The organism is uncultured Gemella sp. (assembly GCF_963515875.1).
Taxonomy (GTDB): domain Bacteria; phylum Bacillota; class Bacilli; order Staphylococcales; family Gemellaceae; genus Gemella.
The window spans coordinates 11,921-28,522 of sequence record NZ_CAUPZX010000007.1; the positions used below are offsets into that span (position 1 = coordinate 11,921).

Sequence of the window (16,602 nt, forward strand, 5' to 3'; positions counted from 1 at the left end):
TTTCTTCAAGGTAGAATTACCAAAATTATATAAGTAAGTAAGAGAAAATGTTTATATTTTCTTTTTAGTTTTTAAGAGAAAAGCTGAGAGGTGACACAGTTGCAAAAAGTTAAATTTGGTAAGCACAGAGAAAGACGTAGCTATGCTAGAATATCAGAGGTAATTGATTTACCGGACTTAATTGAAATTCAAACGTTATCTTATGATAAATTTTTAGAAACTGGTCTAAAAGATGTTTTTAAAGATGTATCGCCGATTGAGGGTAATAATGAAAAATTAAGTTTAGAATTTATCGATTATAAATTAGGTACACCTAAGTATGATGTTGATGAATCAAAAGAGCGTGATGCTACATATTCAGCACCTTTAAGAGTGCGCGTACGTTTAATTAATAAAGAACGTGACGAAATTAAAGAACAAGAAGTATTTATGGGTGAATTACCGTTGATGACTGAAACTGGAACGTTTATCATTAATGGTGCAGAACGTGTAATTGTATCTCAATTAGTACGTTCGCCTTCTGTATATTTTACGGAAGATGACAAACTTAAAGTAAAAAATATTCCAAATGCCTATAAAACAACTGTTATTCCTAACAGAGGAGCTTGGTTGGAATTTGAAAAAGATATTAAAGGATTAGTTTACGCTCGTATTGACAGAACTAGAAAAATTCCTTTAACAACGCTTATTAGAGCGTTAGGTTTTGAATCTGACGAATCAATTATTAAATTATTCGGAGAAGATACAGAGCTATTAAACACATTAGAAAAAGATGAAAACCTAGACACAGGAACTGCGTTAAAAGTAATTTATGATAAATTACGTCCTGGAGAACCAGCTAACGTAGAAACTGCAAAAGCAACTTTACACGGTAGATTCTTCGATCCAAGAAGATATGACCTTGCTAAAGTAGGACGTTATAAATTAAATAACAAACTTCACGTTGGTGAACGTCTAGAAAATCAAATTCTAGTTGAACCAATCGTTGATACAGAAACAGGAGAAATTTTAGTAGAAAAAGGTACTAAATTAACACGTGAAATCATTGATGGAATTTATGAAGAATTAGGAACTACAGCTAACGTAGTTGAATTTGATATGAATGAAAGTCTTGATGGGACTGAAAGCTTAAAATTACAATTATTCAAAGTTGTAAATCAAGTTAAAGTAGGAAATGACTTCGATATCGATGAATTAACTAATGATCAAGTACTTCACATTATTGGTAATGGAGCACCTAACAAAGATGTTCTAACTTTAACAATTGCTGATATTGTTGCAAGTATTAACTATTATTTATTATTAATAAGAACTCGTAGAAATAGCGATGGATTTGAATTTGAATTAATTGGACGTGTAGATGATATTGACCACCTTGGTAACCGTCGTCTACGTTGTATCGGAGAATTATTACAAAACCAAATCCGTGTTGGTATTTCACGTATGGAACGTGTTGTTCGTGAGCGTATGAGTATTCAAGATACAAATGAAATTACTCCACAACAATTAATCAACGTAAGACCAGTTACAGCGATAATTAAAGAATTCTTCGGAAGTTCTCAACTTTCTCAATTCATGGACCAAGTAAACCCGTTAAGTGAGCTTACTCATAAACGTCGTTTATCTGCACTTGGACCTGGTGGTTTAACAAGAGAACGTGCAGGGATGGAAGTGCGTGACGTTCACTATTCACACTATGGACGTATGTGTCCAATTGAAACTCCAGAGGGACCAAACATCGGTCTTATCAACTCACTTTCTTCATTTGCTCGTATAAATGAATTTGGATTTATTATGACTCCATATAGAAAAGTTGAATTTGATGGAGAAGGACGTCCATATGTAACGGAAAACGTACAATACTTGACTGCTGATCAAGAAGATAAATACGTTGTAGCACAATCAACAGCTAATGTTGATAAAAAAGGTTACTTTGTGGATGCTGAAGTAGTTTGTCGTTTTAGAGGTGATAACACGGTTAAACCACGTGAAATGATGAACTTCATGGACGTATCACCTAAACAGGTAGTATCTGCTGCGACTGCATGTATTCCATTCTTAGAGAATGACGACTCAAACCGTGCTCTAATGGGAGCAAACATGCAACGTCAAGCGGTACCTCTAATGATTACTGAAGCACCATTCGTTGGTACAGGTATGGAGCACCTTGCAGCACGTGACTCAGGAGCTGCTGTTATTGCTAAATATCCTGGTATCGTAGAATACGTAGATGGAGCGAAAATCAAAGTACGTCGTATCGAAAGTCTAGAAGGTAAAGAAATTAAAGGTGACATAGATACATACGTAATACATAAATTTGTACGTTCTAACCACTCTACAGCTTACAACCAAAAACCAATCGTTAAAGTTGGAGATAGAGTAGAACCTAAAGATATCCTTGCAGATGGTCCATCAATGGATAAAGGAGAATTAGCTTTAGGTAAAAACCTTGTAGTAGCATTCGTAAACTGGGATGGATATAACTATGAGGATGCCGTTATTATGAGTGAACGTCTTGTTAAAGATGATGTGTATACTTCTATTCACGTAGAAGAATATGAAACAGATGCTCGTGATACTAAACTAGGACCAGAAGAAATTACTCGTGAAATTCCTAACGTGGGTGAAAATGCACTTAGAAACCTAGACGCACGAGGAATCATTAGAATTGGTGCTGAAGTTAAAGATGGAGATATTCTAGTAGGTAAGGTTACACCGAAAGGATTAACTGAACAAACTCCAGAAGAAAAATTATTATATGCTATCTTTGGAGCTAAATCTAAAGAAGTGCGTGATACTTCATTACGTGTACCTCACGGTGCTGATGGAGTAGTTGCTGATGTTAAAATCTTCAAACGTGAAGATGGTGCAGAATTGCCTAACGGTGTAAACGAACTTGTTCGAGTATTTATCGTTCAAAAACGTAAAATCCGCGTAGGGGACAAAATGGCTGGACGTCACGGTAACAAAGGGGTTATCTCAAATATCTTGCCAGAAGAAGATATGCCATATTTACCAGATGGTACACCTGTAGATGTAATGTTAAACCCACTAGGGGTTCCATCTCGTATGAACATTGGACAAGTATTAGAGCTGCACTTAGGTATGGCTGCTAAACAATTAGGAATTCACGTTGCTACACCAGTATTCGATGGTGCTAGTGATGAAGATGTATGGTCTACAGTCGCTGAGGCTGGAATGGCTAAAGATGCCAAAACAGTTCTTTATGATGGACGTACAGGTGAACCATTCGATAGCCGTGTATCTGTAGGGGTAATGTATATGATTAAACTTGCTCACATGGTTGACGATAAACTTCACGCTCGTTCAATTGGACCGTACTCATTAGTTACTCAACAACCACTTGGAGGTAAAGCTCAATTTGGTGGACAAAGGTTTGGTGAGATGGAGGTATGGGCGCTTGAAGCTTATGGTGCTGCATATACTCTTCAAGAAATCTTAACTTACAAATCAGATGATACTAATGGTCGTGTGAAAACTTACGAAGCAATCGTTAAAGGTGAAAATATCCCACGTCCTGGTGTTCCTGAATCATTCCGAGTGCTTATGAAAGAGCTTCAAGCCTTAGGTATGGACTTTAGAGTAATGGACAATGATGATAACGAAGTTGATATGGGTGACATTGATTTAGGAGATACTATTGATTTCCATGAGTCACACAATCACAACCACGATGAAGAGAATTCAGAAGAAGCTTCTGGAAAAGTTGAAGCTTCAAACGAAGATGCTGAAGAAGGATATCAAAGTTTAGCTAATTTGATTCTGTCAGATACTGATGAGTATGATGATGTAGAGAAAACTGATAGCGAAGAAGAAACTTCAGGATATCAAGCATTGGCAAGTCTTTTAATGTCAGATACAGATGAGTATGATGATGTAGAAGAAGACGATGCAGATGAAGAATAATATAAATTTTACAATTAATCACAAAGAACTATTCAAGGCTTTTATACAAAAAAATAAAGGAGGTATGCTCCTTGATAGACGTAAATAATTTTGCATATATGAAAATTAGTTTAGCTTCTCCTGAAAAAATCAGAAGTTGGTCTTACGGAGAGGTTAAAAAACCTGAAACTATTAACTATAGAACTTTAAAACCAGAAAATGATGGACTATTCTGTGAAAGAATTTTTGGTCCAACTAAAGACTGGGAATGTGCTTGTGGAAAGTACAAACGAGTTAGATATAAAAACATTAAATGTGATAAATGTGGAGTTGACGTTACTTTAGCAAAAGTACGTCGTGAAAGAATGGGGCACTTAGAATTAGCAGCCCCAGTCAGCCACATTTGGTATTTTAAAGGTATACCAAGTAGAATGGGTCTTCTACTTGACCTTAGCCCAAGACAATTAGAAGAGGTAATATATTTTGCTTCTTACATTGTTATTGATCCAGGTGAAACTGACTTCACGAAAAAACAAATCGTTTCTGAACGTGAAGTACGTGAAGCACGTAGTACATTTGGAGCAAACTCTTTCGTAGCTAAAATGGGAGCTGAAGCAATTCGTGACTTATTAGCTGAGTTAGATATCGAAAAAGAACTTAAAGAACTTAAAAATGAACTTAAAGAATTAAGTGAAAGTAACTATAAATCAGGTCAAAAAGTTGTTAAAATCATCAAACGTGTCGAAGTATTCGAAGCGTTTAAACACTCTGGAAATAAACCAGAATGGATGATTATGACTGTATTACCTGTTATTCCACCTGAATTAAGACCTATGGTTCAATTAGATGGTGGACGATTTGCAACAAGTGACTTAAACGATTTATATAGACGTGTAATTAACCGTAATAATCGTCTGAAAAAACTTATCGAACTTAAAGCACCAGGGTTAATCGTACAAAACGAAAAACGTATGTTACAAGAAGCTGTTGATGCATTAATCGATAATGGCCGTCGTGGTCGTCCAGTAACAGGTCCTGGTAATAGAACATTAAAATCATTATCTAATATGTTAAAAGGTAAACATGGTCGTTTCCGTCAAAACTTATTAGGTAAACGTGTTGACTATTCAGGACGTTCAGTAATCGTAGTTGGTCCAAACCTAAAAATGTATCAATGTGGATTACCTAAAGAAATGGCACTTGAATTATTCAAACCATTCGTAATGCGTGAATTAGTTAAACGTGAATTAGCTAATAATATTAAAAATGCTAAAAATCAAATTGAAAGAATGGAAGATCATGTATGGGATATCTTAGAAGATATTATTCGTGAGCACCCGGTATTACTTAACCGTGCCCCGACTCTTCACAGACTTGGTATCCAAGCATTTGAGCCAATCTTAGTAGAAGGACGTGCTATTCGTCTTCACCCTCTTGTTACAACAGCGTTCAATGCTGACTTTGACGGTGACCAAATGGCCGTTCACGTACCATTATCAAAAGAAGCACAAGCAGAAGCACGTATGCTAATGTTAGCTGCTCAAAACATCCTTAACCCTAAAGATGGTAAACCAGTAGTTACACCATCTCAGGATATGGTATTAGGTAACTACTACCTAACACTAGAAAGACCTGGAGCAGTAGGGGAAGGAATGATTTTCAAAGACGCTGATGAAGCAAGAATTGCTTATCAAAACGGATATATTCACCTACACACACGTGTTGGTATTGCAGCAAAATCATTTGATAATCCAACGTTCACAGAAGAACAAAATAAAAAATTACTTGTTACTACAATTGGTAAAGTAATATTCAACGATATATTACCAGAAGGATTCCCATACCTAAATGAGCCTACTAAAGATAATTTAGAAGTTGCGACTCCTGATAAATATTTCGTATCACCATCTGATTTAACAGAAGGTGGATTAAAAGCATTTATAGCAGAAAAAGAAGCTGTAACACCATTCAAAAAAGGGTTCTTATCTAAAATCATCTCTGAAATCTTTAATAGATTCCACATTACTGAAACATCTATGATGTTAGATAGAATGAAAGATTTAGGATTTAAATACTCTTCAAGAGCTGGTATTACAGTAGGGGTAAGTGACGTATTCGTCCTACCTAACAAATATGAAATCTTAGCAGACTCACAAGCTAATGTTGATAAAATCACAACATTATACAGACGTGGTCTATTAACTGAAGAAGAAAGATATCAAAACGTAATTGCTCAATGGGCAAAAGCAAAAGATATCATCCAAGATCAACTTATGGACTCTCTTCCAGCGACTAACCCAATTTACATGATGAGTGACTCTGGAGCCCGTGGTAACGCGTCAAACTTTACACAGTTAGCCGGAATGCGTGGTCTGATGGCATCTCCATCAGGACGTATCATGGAAATGCCTGTACGTTCATCATTTAAAGAAGGATTAACAGTATTAGAGTTCTTCATCTCTTCTCACGGTGCGCGTAAAGGTCTTGCCGATACAGCACTTAAGACAGCCGATTCAGGATACTTAACTCGTCGTCTTGTAGACGTTGCACAGGATGTTATCGTTCGTGAAAACGACTGTGGTACATCACGTGGATTAAGAGTAGCGGCACTTAAAAATGGAACAGATGAAATCGAAAGCTTACAAGAGCGACTTGAAGGTAGATACAGTAAAGAAACTGTTGTCCACCCAGAGACAGGAAAAGTTATCGTTGAAGATGGTCAATTAATTACATTAGATACAGCTAAAGAAATCGAAGCAGCTGGTATCGAAAGTGTTGTTATCAGATCAGCATTTACATGTAACTCTCGTCACGGAGTTTGTGAGAAATGTTATGGTAAAAACTTAGCTACAGGTGAAAAAGTAGAAGTTGGAGAAGCAGTTGGTACAATTGCCGCTCAATCTATCGGAGAACCTGGTACACAGCTTACAATGCGTACGTTCCACACAGGAGGGGTTGCCGGTGCCGATATCACTCAAGGTTTACCTCGTATTCAAGAGTTATTTGAAGCGCGTAATCCTAAAGGTAAAGCATTAATCTCAGAAGTAGATGGAACAGTTACGAAAGTTGAAATCGATAATAATCACGTACGTAGAATTTACGTATTAAGTGAAATTGGAGAAGAAAGAGAATATCAAGACTATGGTGCTAGTCGTATGTTAGTTAAAGAAGATGACAAAGTTAAACGTGGTCAAGCTTTAACAGAAGGTTCTATCGAGCCAAAAGAACTATTATCAATTGCAGGATTAGAGGCTGTTCAAAGCTATCTATTAACAGAGGTACAAAAAGTTTACCGTATGCAAGGGGTAGAAATCAGTGATAAACACGTAGAGGTTATGGTACGTCAAATGTTAAGAAAAGTACGTGTAATCAATGCTGGTGATACTGAATTACTTCCAGGCTCATTAGTTGATATTCATAAATTCACAGATGAAAACAAAAAAATTCTTGAAGTACGTGGAAACATGGCTACAGCTAAGCCTGTAATCCTTGGTATCACTAAAGCTTCATTAGAAACTGAAAGCTTCTTATCAGCAGCTTCATTCCAAGAAACAACTCGTGTTCTTACAGATGCGGCAGTTAAAGGAAAAATTGATAAACTTATGGGACTTAAAGAGAACGTTATTATCGGTAAGTTAATTCCAGCTGGAACAGGAATGCCAAGATATAATGATGTTGATATTAAAGTTGAAAATCAATTAGAAAAAGAAGTAGATAATGAATTAAGTAGACCTATTGAAGAAGAACTTCATGAAGAATTAGACTTAATTTAATTCAAATATAGATAAAAGTTAATAGGAATATAAAAAAATCTTATATTCCTATTGACAAATCTATAAAAAGTATGTAAAATAGATAATGTTGAATACAAAAGTAGAAGCACCCGTTTCTCACCTGCCAATATAGATTGTTCAGGTTACTGTAGATGAAATGTAGAATTTTAGGCTGGGTGTTTTGCACTCAGTTTTTTTAATGCTTTTAGTATTTAATGAATTTATAAATAGGAGGTGCTGATCATTAGTAAAGATACTGCACAAGTAAATGAAGGTATTAAAGCGAAAGAGTTTCTTTTAATTAGTCAAAATGGAGAACAATTAGGAGTAAAAACTAAGGCTGAAGCTATGCAAATCGCAGAGCGTATGAACTTAGATGTTGTTCTAGTAGCGCCAAATGCTAAAACACCTGTTGCTAAAATTATGAACTACGGTAAGTTTAAATTTGAACAACAGAAAAAAGAAAAAGAAGCACGTAAGAAACAAAAAATCGTAATAACCAAAGAGATAAGATTATCTCCGACAATTGAAAAACACGATTTTGAAACTAAGTTGAAAAATGCACGTAAATTCTTAGCAAAAGAAGACAAAGTTAAAGTTTCTATTCGTTTTAAAGGGAGAGCAATCACCCACAAAGAAATTGGACAGAAAGTTTTAGAAAACTTTTCTAACGAAGCTAGCGATATAGCTACTGTCGAACAAAAACCTAAAATGGAAGGTCGCAGTATGTTCTTAGTTCTAGCACCAAAAAAAGAGAAATAAAGGTTTAATATAGGAGGAATTTGATAATGCCAAAAATGAAATCTCACCGTGGTTTAGCAAAACGTGTGAAAAAAACAGCTAGCGGTAAATTAAAACGTAGCCGTGCTTATACTTCTCACTGGTTTTCAAGAAAAACTACTAAACAAAAACGTCACTTACGTAAAGCTTCATTAGTATCTCGTGGTGATTACAAACGTATTAGAACTTTATTAGTTAAATAATATTAAAGAAGATTAATTATAGCGTAAATACTTATTTAAGTTATACATAAGGAGGAATTAGATATGCCACGTGTTAAAGGTGGAACTGTGACTCGTCGTCGCCGTAAAAAAGTTTTAAAACTAGCTAAAGGATATTTTGGTTCAAAACATACATTATTCAAAGTTGCTAAGCAACAAGTAATGAAATCAGGAATGTATGCTTTCAGAGACCGTCGTCAAACAAAACGTAATTTCAGAAGATTATGGATCGTTCGTATCAATGCTGCTGCAAGATTAAATGGATTATCTTACAGCCGTCTAATGAACGGACTTAAAGTTGCTGGAATCGATATTAACAGAAAAATGTTATCAGAAATCGCTATCCACGATGCAGCTGGATTCGCAAGCATTTGTGAACAAGCTAAAGCAGCTTTAGCTAAATAATTAGTAATAGTTAAAAAAGTTACTTGCATATTTTTGCAGGTAACTTTTTTTTGTTTTATAAAATATAAACCGATTAAACTGGAATGCTGGTGAGATGATAAAAAATAAGTTTAAATTGTTAGTATACTATTTTTCTAGGATTTTTAAGGTTATAAAGCTTATCTTGAGCTATTTGGTTGTATACTTCTTCATTTCGTTTATCATATAATAAGGTAGCCCAAGTATACCAAAGTAAATCGCAGAACTGTAAGAATATGTCTAGCTTTTTAAAATTGCATATCTCATCAACAAAATATGATTTTAAGAATGTTATAGTTTCTTCGTAGTTTAAATTATTTTCGGATATAAAACTTGCAATATCAAAGTAATAGTCATTATATCCTGCATATTCAAAATCAATTAGGTATAGCTTTTCATTTGTAAATAGAAAATTGCCTTCAACTAAATCATTATGACAAAGACGATCCGGTGTATATACTTTTTTGAAATCAACTATAATATGCATAAATTTATCTAAATTATATTCAGTAGTATCTAGTTGTTCATAATATTCCATAAATTTAGATATCGGATCAAATTTATTTTTAGCTTGAAATTTGCTAGAGTGGAATTTTTTTAAAAGTTTTGAAATTCTAACTATATTTGACAGTGTTCTTTGTGAAAGAAATGTTTTGGGATTTTGTTGAAACTCAGTTATAAGATTATCATTATTAAAATAAACAGGTTTAAGAAAATATGATTCGGAAGATAGTAATGTTAGAGCTTCTTTTTCATTTGCTTTATTGACAATTTTTGTTGTATCTTTTGATGTTCTGTAGAAATATTTATTCGTATCAGTAGTAATAATATAATTTTTATTAGATACGCCATAGCTCGTTTCTTCAAGAGATATTATCTTTTGATTTAATATTTTTTCTAACTTATTAATATTGAACATATTATTCTCCTCCTTGATTTGTAAAATAATGTTATTTATTCATTTAAATTATACAATATTTGAATAAAAGATAAAAGTGAAAATGTTTTCTTTTTAATTCGATGAAGATTAAAATTTATTATTAAAATACTATTTTTTTTATAATAAAATTTAAATATAAGGAGATAAATTCCATATTAATTTAATAAGTTATTTATGTGAACTTATACTTTTAATAATATTGAAAAATATATGGTATATATAGTTATTTTCTATTTTTAATTAATAAAAAAAAGACGTTTTGTTGAAAAAAAATTAAAATTTTGGTATAATTATAATGTATAAAATATATTTATATACACATAGTTTCATTTTTAAATATCATAGGAGGTGTAAAATGAAAGAAGTTTTTATTAATACTGAATATATTACATTAGCACAATTTTTAAAATTAGAAGGCTTTATAGGTTCAGGAGGAGAAGCTAAATATTTTTTACAAGAAGTAGAAGTTGAGCTTAATGGAGTATCAGAAAATAGACGAGGGAAAAAATTATATTCAGATGATGTAATCAAATTAGAAGGAAATGAATTTATAATTATTAATGAAAATTAAGAGTTTAAAGTTACTCTACTTTCGAAATTATTTATCTGCGAATATAGAATCACATCCCTCGCTTAATGTTTTAGTAGGAAACAATGCGAATGGAAAAACTAATATTATTGAGTCTATTTTTTGCTTGGCACTAGGAAAAAGTTATAGAACAAAAAGCGATAGTGAGTGCATAATGTTTGGAGAAACTGCAACAGCTATGTCGTGTGTAGTTAACAAAAATAATAAAAATCTAGATATTATGTTAGGAATAAATAATAAAGGTAAAAGTGCTAAAATAGCGGGTTTGAAAAAAACTAAGTTAACAGATTTTGTCGGTGAGTTAAATGTAGTATTATTCTCTCCAGAAGATTTGCAAATAGTTAAAGGTTCGCCAGCGCTAAGACGTGAGTTTATTAATAGAGAATTCTATCAATTTTCTCGTGTATATCATAAGTATTATTTGATGTATCAACATCTTTTAAAACAACGAAATTCTTATTTAAAAGATATGAGAAAGAATCCAAAAGATGAGATGTCCCTAGCATATTTAGAAACTATTACATCTCAACTTGCCAAAGTAGCAATATATATTACTAAAGAGCGAGTAGCATTCGTTCATGAAATTTCGGCGTTAACATATCAGAATATGCTTAATATATCAAATGAACAAGAAACTTTAAAAATTAAGTACAGAAGTTCAGTGTTGGAATCATTAAATATAACAGATGTGAATGATACTAATTTTACAGAAGAGAATTTAGTAAAAGTTATGATGAAGAAATCGTTTGATGATATTATGCGTGGAAGTACAAAAATTGGGCCACATCAAGATGATTTAGAATTTTATATTAATGATCTTGATGCAAAAATGTATGCATCCCAAGGACAACAAAGAAGCATAGTATTATCGTTAAAATTAGCTGAAATTAACTATTTAAAATCAAAGACAGGAACATATCCGGTCTTACTTTTAGATGATGTACTAAGTGAGTTAGATAAAAATAGACAATTAAAATTATTAGATGCTATTAATGAAAATGTACAAACGTTCATTACGACACCTTCAATATCAGATATTAAAGAAGATTTATTGAAAAAAGCTAAAGTTTTTAAAATTGAAAATGGAAATATTAGCGAAATAGTCTAGAAAATTTATTTATAAATTTACTAAAATGAAAGGAAAAATCATGGTAGAAAATAAACAAATACAAGAATATAATGCCGATCAGATTCAGGTCCTTGAAGGATTAGAAGCTGTTAGGGTAAGACCAGGTATGTATATCGGTTCTACATCTAGCAAAGGTCTACACCACCTAGTATGGGAGATTGTGGATAACTCAATAGATGAAGCTTTAGCCGGATATTGCAACACAATAACAGTAGCAATAGAAAAAGGAAATTGGATAAGAGTAGAGGATAATGGGCGTGGTATTCCTGTAGATATTCAGGAACAAACAGGAAAACCTGCTTTGGAAGTTATTCTTACAGTACTGCACGCTGGTGGTAAATTTGGAGGCGGTGGATACAAAGTATCTGGTGGTCTTCACGGAGTTGGAGCCAGTGTTGTAAATGCCTTATCAACAAACTTAGAAGCATCAGTTCATCGTGATGGTAAAATTTACAGTATGAAATTTGAACGTGGTGATGTAGTTCAAGGGATTACAGTTGTAGGAGATACTGACAGAACAGGAACAACTATTCGTTTTAAAGCAGATCCAGAAATCTTCCAAGAAACAACAGTATATGAATATGATATTTTAAGAACACGTATTAGAGAACTTGCTTTCTTGAATAAAGGAATAACAATAATTCTTAAAGATGAAAGAGAAGGTCAAGAAAAAGAAGAAACTTTCTGTTATGAAGGTGGATTATTAGAATATGTGGAAATGTTAAATGAAAATAAAGACGCTCTACATGAAGCTATTTATGTGCATGGTGAGATGGAAGGTAAAGAAGTAGAAATCTCAATGCAATATAATACTGGTTATTCAAATAATGTCTTAAGTTATGCAAATAATATTAATACTCATGAGGGTGGGACTCACGAAAGTGGATTTAAAACTGCTCTTACAAGAATAATTAATGCATACGGTAAAAAGAATAAACTTATTAAAGATAAAGAATCTTTAACAGGGGATGATGTTCGTGAAGGACTTGTTGCAATTATCTCAATCAAACACCCAAATCCACAGTTTGAAGGACAAACAAAAACTAAACTAGGTAACTCAGAAATGAGTACTATTACTAACAAGCTATTCTCTGAAGAATTAGATAGATTCTTATTAGAAAACCCAAAAACAGCGAAAATAATCGTTGAAAAGGGACTTCAAGCATCACGTGCGAGAATCGCAGCGAAGAAAGCTCGTGAATCTACACGTCGTAAAAATGCATTAGAATTTACTAATCTTCCAGGTAAACTTGCAGACTGTTCAAGTAAAGATGCAGCTGAGTGTGAATTATTCCTAGTCGAAGGGGACTCTGCGGGAGGAAGTGCAAAACTTGGACGTAATAGTAAATTCCAAGCTATTTTACCGCTTAAAGGTAAAATTCTGAACGTAGAGAAAGTAAGAATTGATAAAGTACTAGCTAACGATGAAGTTCGTTCGTTAATTACAGCTATTGGTATGGGGATTGGTGAAACATTAAACATCGATAAACTTCGTTATCACAAAATCGTTATTATGACCGATGCCGATGTCGATGGAAGTCATATTAGAACATTATTATTAACATTCTTCTTCAGATATATGAGAGAATTAATTGATGCAGGATATGTTTATATAGCAAGACCACCTCTATATGGATTGAAAATAGGTAAGAAAGAAATATACTGCCATACAGAAGAAGAACTTAAACAAAATATTGAAGAACATGCTGGAGATAAAAAGTATACAGTTCAACGATATAAAGGTCTTGGAGAGATGAATGCAGAAGAACTATGGGATACAACAATGGATCCAGAACATCGTTTAATGTACCAAGTGAGTGTTGACGACGCTCAAAGAGCAGATGCTGCATTTGACACATTAATGGGTGAAAAAGTAGAACCAAGACGTAAATTTATCGAAGACAATGCGCTAAATGTTATTAACTTAGACATTTAGAAAGAAAGGATAGAACATGGAAGATAATAAAAATAATATTACCTTAAGAAACATAACGACTGAAATTGAAAATTCATTTTTAGATTATTCAATGAGTGTTATTGTATCGCGTGCTTTACCAGATGTGCGTGACGGGTTAAAACCAGTTCATAGAAGAATACTTTATGCTTTTAATGATTTAGGATTAACATATGATAAACCTTACAAAAAAAGTGCCTTCGTTGTAGGGGAAGTAATGGCGAAGTATCACCCACATGGTGACTCTGCAACATATGGAACAATTGTACGTTTAGCACAAGATTTCAACAGTAGATATCCTTTAGTAGATGGTCAAGGGAACTTCGGTTCTATTGATGGAGATGGTGCTGCTGCGATGCGTTATACTGAAGCAAGAATGAGTAAAATTGCTTCTGAGTTACTACGTGATATCAACAAAGATACAGTTGATATGCAAGATAACTACGATGGTACAAAACAAGAACCTAAAGTATTACCAGCAAGAATACCTAACTTATTAGTTAACGGAAGTAGTGGTATCGCGGTTGGTATGGCTACAAATATCCCACCTCATAATTTAGCTGAGGTTATCGATGGAGTAATTGCATTAGCTGATAACTCTGAAATAACAATTGCTGAATTAATGTCTAAAATTAAAGGACCTGACTTTCCAACAGGATCATTCTTATTAGGACGTAGTGGAATAGTTAAGGCATATACAACAGGACGTGGTTCTGTGATTATGCGTGGTAAAACTGAAATAGAACAGATGAAAAATGGTAAGGAAAGAATCGTTATTACAGAAATTCCTTATCAAGTAAACAAAGCGAAATTAGTTGAGAAAATTGCTGAACTAGCTCGTGATAAGAAAATTGAAGGTGTTACAGATCTTCGTGATGAAAGTAACTTAAAAGGTATCAGAATTGTAATTGAATTACGTCGTGATGTTAACAGTAACGTAATTTTAAACAATTTATACAAATTAACACCTTTACAAAGTTCATTTGGTGTTAACATGATTGCTCTTGTAAATGGAGTACCAAAGTTATTAAATCTTAAAGAAGTACTTTATCACTACTTAGAGCACCAAAAAGAAGTAGTAGTAAGAAGAACTAAGTTCGACCTTAAAAAAGCACAAGCTCGTGCACATATACTAGAAGGTTTAAGAATTGCTTTAGATAATATCGATAGAATTATTAGCTTAATTCGTGGTTCTCAAACTGCTGAAGAAGCGAAAGCTGGTTTAATTGATCAATTTGGATTAACTGAAATTCAAGCTCAAGCAATCTTAGATATGCGTTTGCAAAGACTTACAGGTTTAGAACGTGATAAGATTGAAGAAGAATATAGTAAGCTTATGGAACTTATTGCTGACTTAGAAGATATACTAGCAAAACCTGAGAGAGTAATTCAAATCGTTAAAGATGAGTTATTAGAAGTTAAGGAAAAATTTGGAGACAAACGTCGTAGTGTAATTATCGAAGGGCAAGTAGATCAAATTGAAAATGAAGATTTAATTGAACAAGAACAAATCATAATTACTCTATCTCACAATCAATACATCAAACGTCTTGCAGCAAGTACTTATAAATCACAAGGACGCGGTGGACGTGGTGTTAATGGAATGACTACAAATGATGAGGATAATGTAGCCTATATGTTAAGTTGTTCAACTCATGATCATATCCTATTCTTTACTGATAAAGGTAAAGTTTATACTCTTAAAGGGTATGAAATTAACCAAATGAGCCGTCAATCTAAAGGTATACCTATTATTAACTTATTAGAAATTGAAAAAGAAGAAAAAGTAAATTCTATTATTGCAATCTCTGATTTACAAGAAGAAGATACAAACTTAATCTTCTCAACTAAGTACGGTATTATTAAGAAATCTAAATTAGGAGATTACGCAAGTATTCTTAAGAAAGGTAAGATTGCTCTTAAACTTGATGATGATGATTCATTAATCGATGTTCAAAGAATTACTGATGATCAAGATATTATGATTGTTACAGCGAATGGACAAGCAATTAGAATTAATGCTGAAAAAGTTCGTACAATGGGACGAGTAAGTCGTGGTGTTAAAGGTATCACACTTTCTCCAGATGACTATGTAGTAGGTATGGAAGTAGTCGATGAATCTAAGAAAATTTTAACAGTAACAGAAAATGGTATTGGTAAAATATCTAAATCTACGGAATTTAATGTAATTAACCGTGGAGGAAAAGGTGTTAAAGTAGCAAAAGTTACTAAGAAAACAGGTAAGATTGTAGCTGTTAAATCAATCGCTGGAAATGAAGATTTAATGATTATGACTGATCAAGGAATAATTATAAGAATAGATGTTTCAACAATCAGTACACTTGGAAGAACAGCGACAGGTGTTAAAGTAATTAATCTTGTTGATGATCAAAAAGTAGCAACTGTTACATTAGCAGCGAAAGAAGAAGTTTACGAAGAAGAATAATAAAAGTTAAATAAAGATCAGACCTAAAAGGACTGGATTTTAAAAAAAGTTTACATGATAACTTTTAGACACAGTGATTTATTAATATCTAAATTCGATTTATAAAAAAGCTTTTTAGATATCTAATAAACTGTGTGGGGGGTGACTTTATAAAATCGATTTCTATGAAATCACGATTTTTGAGTCACTCCCTTATTTTATATTAATATAATATTTAAAAATTTAAAATTTATGTAAAACTAATTTAAATGAATTAAAAATATAATTAGAGAATTATTTAATGATATGAAAAATGAACAATTACATTGTATTTTTCATAAACATTTAGTAAAAAAGTTAATAATATGAAAAAAAATAATAAAATTCATTGTGTTATTTTAAAAAAAGTTTTATAATGGAATATGTAGTTAAAACTGATAAAATAAACTTTATTAGTAAAAA

At 32.8% G+C, this 16,602-nt stretch carries 10 protein-coding genes and 1 other annotated feature; of the genes, 9 read left to right on the plus strand and 1 reads right to left on the minus strand.

Annotated features, from left to right (window positions below; all coding sequences use genetic code 11):
• Positions 1-90: 90 nt before the first annotated feature.
• The 5 genes from rpoB (at position 91) to rplT (ending at position 9,085) form a co-directional block, all read left to right on the plus strand.
• Entirely contained in the window at positions 91-3,927 is a 3,837-nt protein-coding gene (gene rpoB / locus RWL85_RS02440) for a DNA-directed RNA polymerase subunit beta (RefSeq protein ID WP_314084525.1), read from the plus strand.
• A gap of 71 nt (positions 3,928-3,998) precedes the next feature.
• Positions 3,999-7,679: a DNA-directed RNA polymerase subunit beta' gene (gene rpoC / locus RWL85_RS02445; RefSeq protein WP_314084527.1), complete on the plus strand. Its 3,681-nt coding sequence runs from the start codon at positions 3,999-4,001 to the stop codon at positions 7,677-7,679.
• Positions 7,680-7,771: 92 nt separating this feature from the next.
• Positions 7,772-7,884, plus strand: a sequence feature (ribosomal protein L20 leader region).
• Positions 7,885-7,913: 29 nt separating this feature from the next.
• Positions 7,914-8,441, plus strand: coding sequence for a translation initiation factor IF-3 (gene infC / locus RWL85_RS02450; protein ID WP_314084529.1), 528 nt, complete (start codon positions 7,914-7,916; stop codon positions 8,439-8,441).
• A 26-nt stretch (positions 8,442-8,467) separates the two neighbouring features.
• On the plus strand, positions 8,468-8,662 hold the full coding sequence (gene rpmI, locus RWL85_RS02455; RefSeq protein ID WP_003145690.1) for a 50S ribosomal protein L35: 195 nt from the start codon (positions 8,468-8,470) through the stop codon (positions 8,660-8,662).
• Between the two features lie 63 nt (positions 8,663-8,725).
• Entirely contained in the window at positions 8,726-9,085 is a 360-nt protein-coding gene (gene rplT, locus RWL85_RS02460) for a 50S ribosomal protein L20 (RefSeq protein ID WP_003146326.1), read from the plus strand.
• Between the two features lie 118 nt (positions 9,086-9,203).
• Here rplT and RWL85_RS02465 read toward each other — a convergent pair whose 3' ends face one another.
• Positions 9,204-10,022 carry a choline/ethanolamine kinase family protein gene (locus RWL85_RS02465; protein ID WP_314084534.1) on the minus strand — a complete coding sequence of 273 codons (819 nt, stop codon included), beginning with the start codon at positions 10,020-10,022 and terminating at the stop codon, positions 9,204-9,206.
• A gap of 376 nt (positions 10,023-10,398) precedes the next feature.
• On the opposite strand from RWL85_RS02465, the gene yaaA reads away from it, so the two are divergent.
• Genes yaaA through gyrA form a run of 4 tightly spaced genes read left to right on the plus strand, consistent with a single transcriptional unit; the run spans position 10,399 to position 16,161 of the window.
• The gene (gene yaaA / locus RWL85_RS02470; protein ID WP_314084536.1) at positions 10,399-10,614 is read left to right on the plus strand and encodes a S4 domain-containing protein YaaA; all 216 of its coding nucleotides are present in this window, start codon (positions 10,399-10,401) and stop codon (positions 10,612-10,614) included.
• Entirely contained in the window at positions 10,604-11,740 is a 1,137-nt protein-coding gene (recF, locus tag RWL85_RS02475; RefSeq protein ID WP_314084539.1) for a DNA replication/repair protein RecF, read from the plus strand. Before yaaA ends, recF begins: the two co-directional genes overlap by 11 nt.
• Positions 11,741-11,780: 40 nt before the next feature.
• A complete protein-coding gene (gene gyrB, locus RWL85_RS02480) occupies positions 11,781-13,697 on the plus strand; it encodes a DNA topoisomerase (ATP-hydrolyzing) subunit B (RefSeq protein ID WP_314406878.1) in 1,917 nt (638 codons plus the stop codon).
• A 16-nt stretch (positions 13,698-13,713) separates the two neighbouring features.
• A complete protein-coding gene (gene gyrA / locus RWL85_RS02485; RefSeq protein WP_314084543.1) occupies positions 13,714-16,161 on the plus strand; it encodes a DNA gyrase subunit A in 2,448 nt (815 codons plus the stop codon).
• Positions 16,162-16,602 lie beyond the last annotated feature (441 nt).

Excerpts from the sequence above, each read along its gene's own strand:
- RWL85_RS02465 (WP_314084534.1), bottom strand. The coding sequence starts at position 10,022 with ATGTTCAATATTAATAAGTTAGAAAAAATATTAAATCAAAAGATAATA.
- gyrA (WP_314084543.1), top strand. The coding sequence starts at position 13,714 with ATGGAAGATAATAAAAATAATATTACCTTAAGAAACATAACGACTGAA.
- recF (WP_314084539.1), top strand. The coding sequence starts at position 10,604 with ATGAAAATTAAGAGTTTAAAGTTACTCTACTTTCGAAATTATTTATCT.
- rplT (WP_003146326.1), top strand. The coding sequence starts at position 8,726 with ATGCCACGTGTTAAAGGTGGAACTGTGACTCGTCGTCGCCGTAAAAAA.
- gyrB (WP_314406878.1), top strand. The coding sequence starts at position 11,781 with ATGGTAGAAAATAAACAAATACAAGAATATAATGCCGATCAGATTCAG.
- rpmI (WP_003145690.1), top strand. The coding sequence starts at position 8,468 with ATGCCAAAAATGAAATCTCACCGTGGTTTAGCAAAACGTGTGAAAAAA.
- yaaA (WP_314084536.1), top strand. The coding sequence starts at position 10,399 with ATGAAAGAAGTTTTTATTAATACTGAATATATTACATTAGCACAATTT.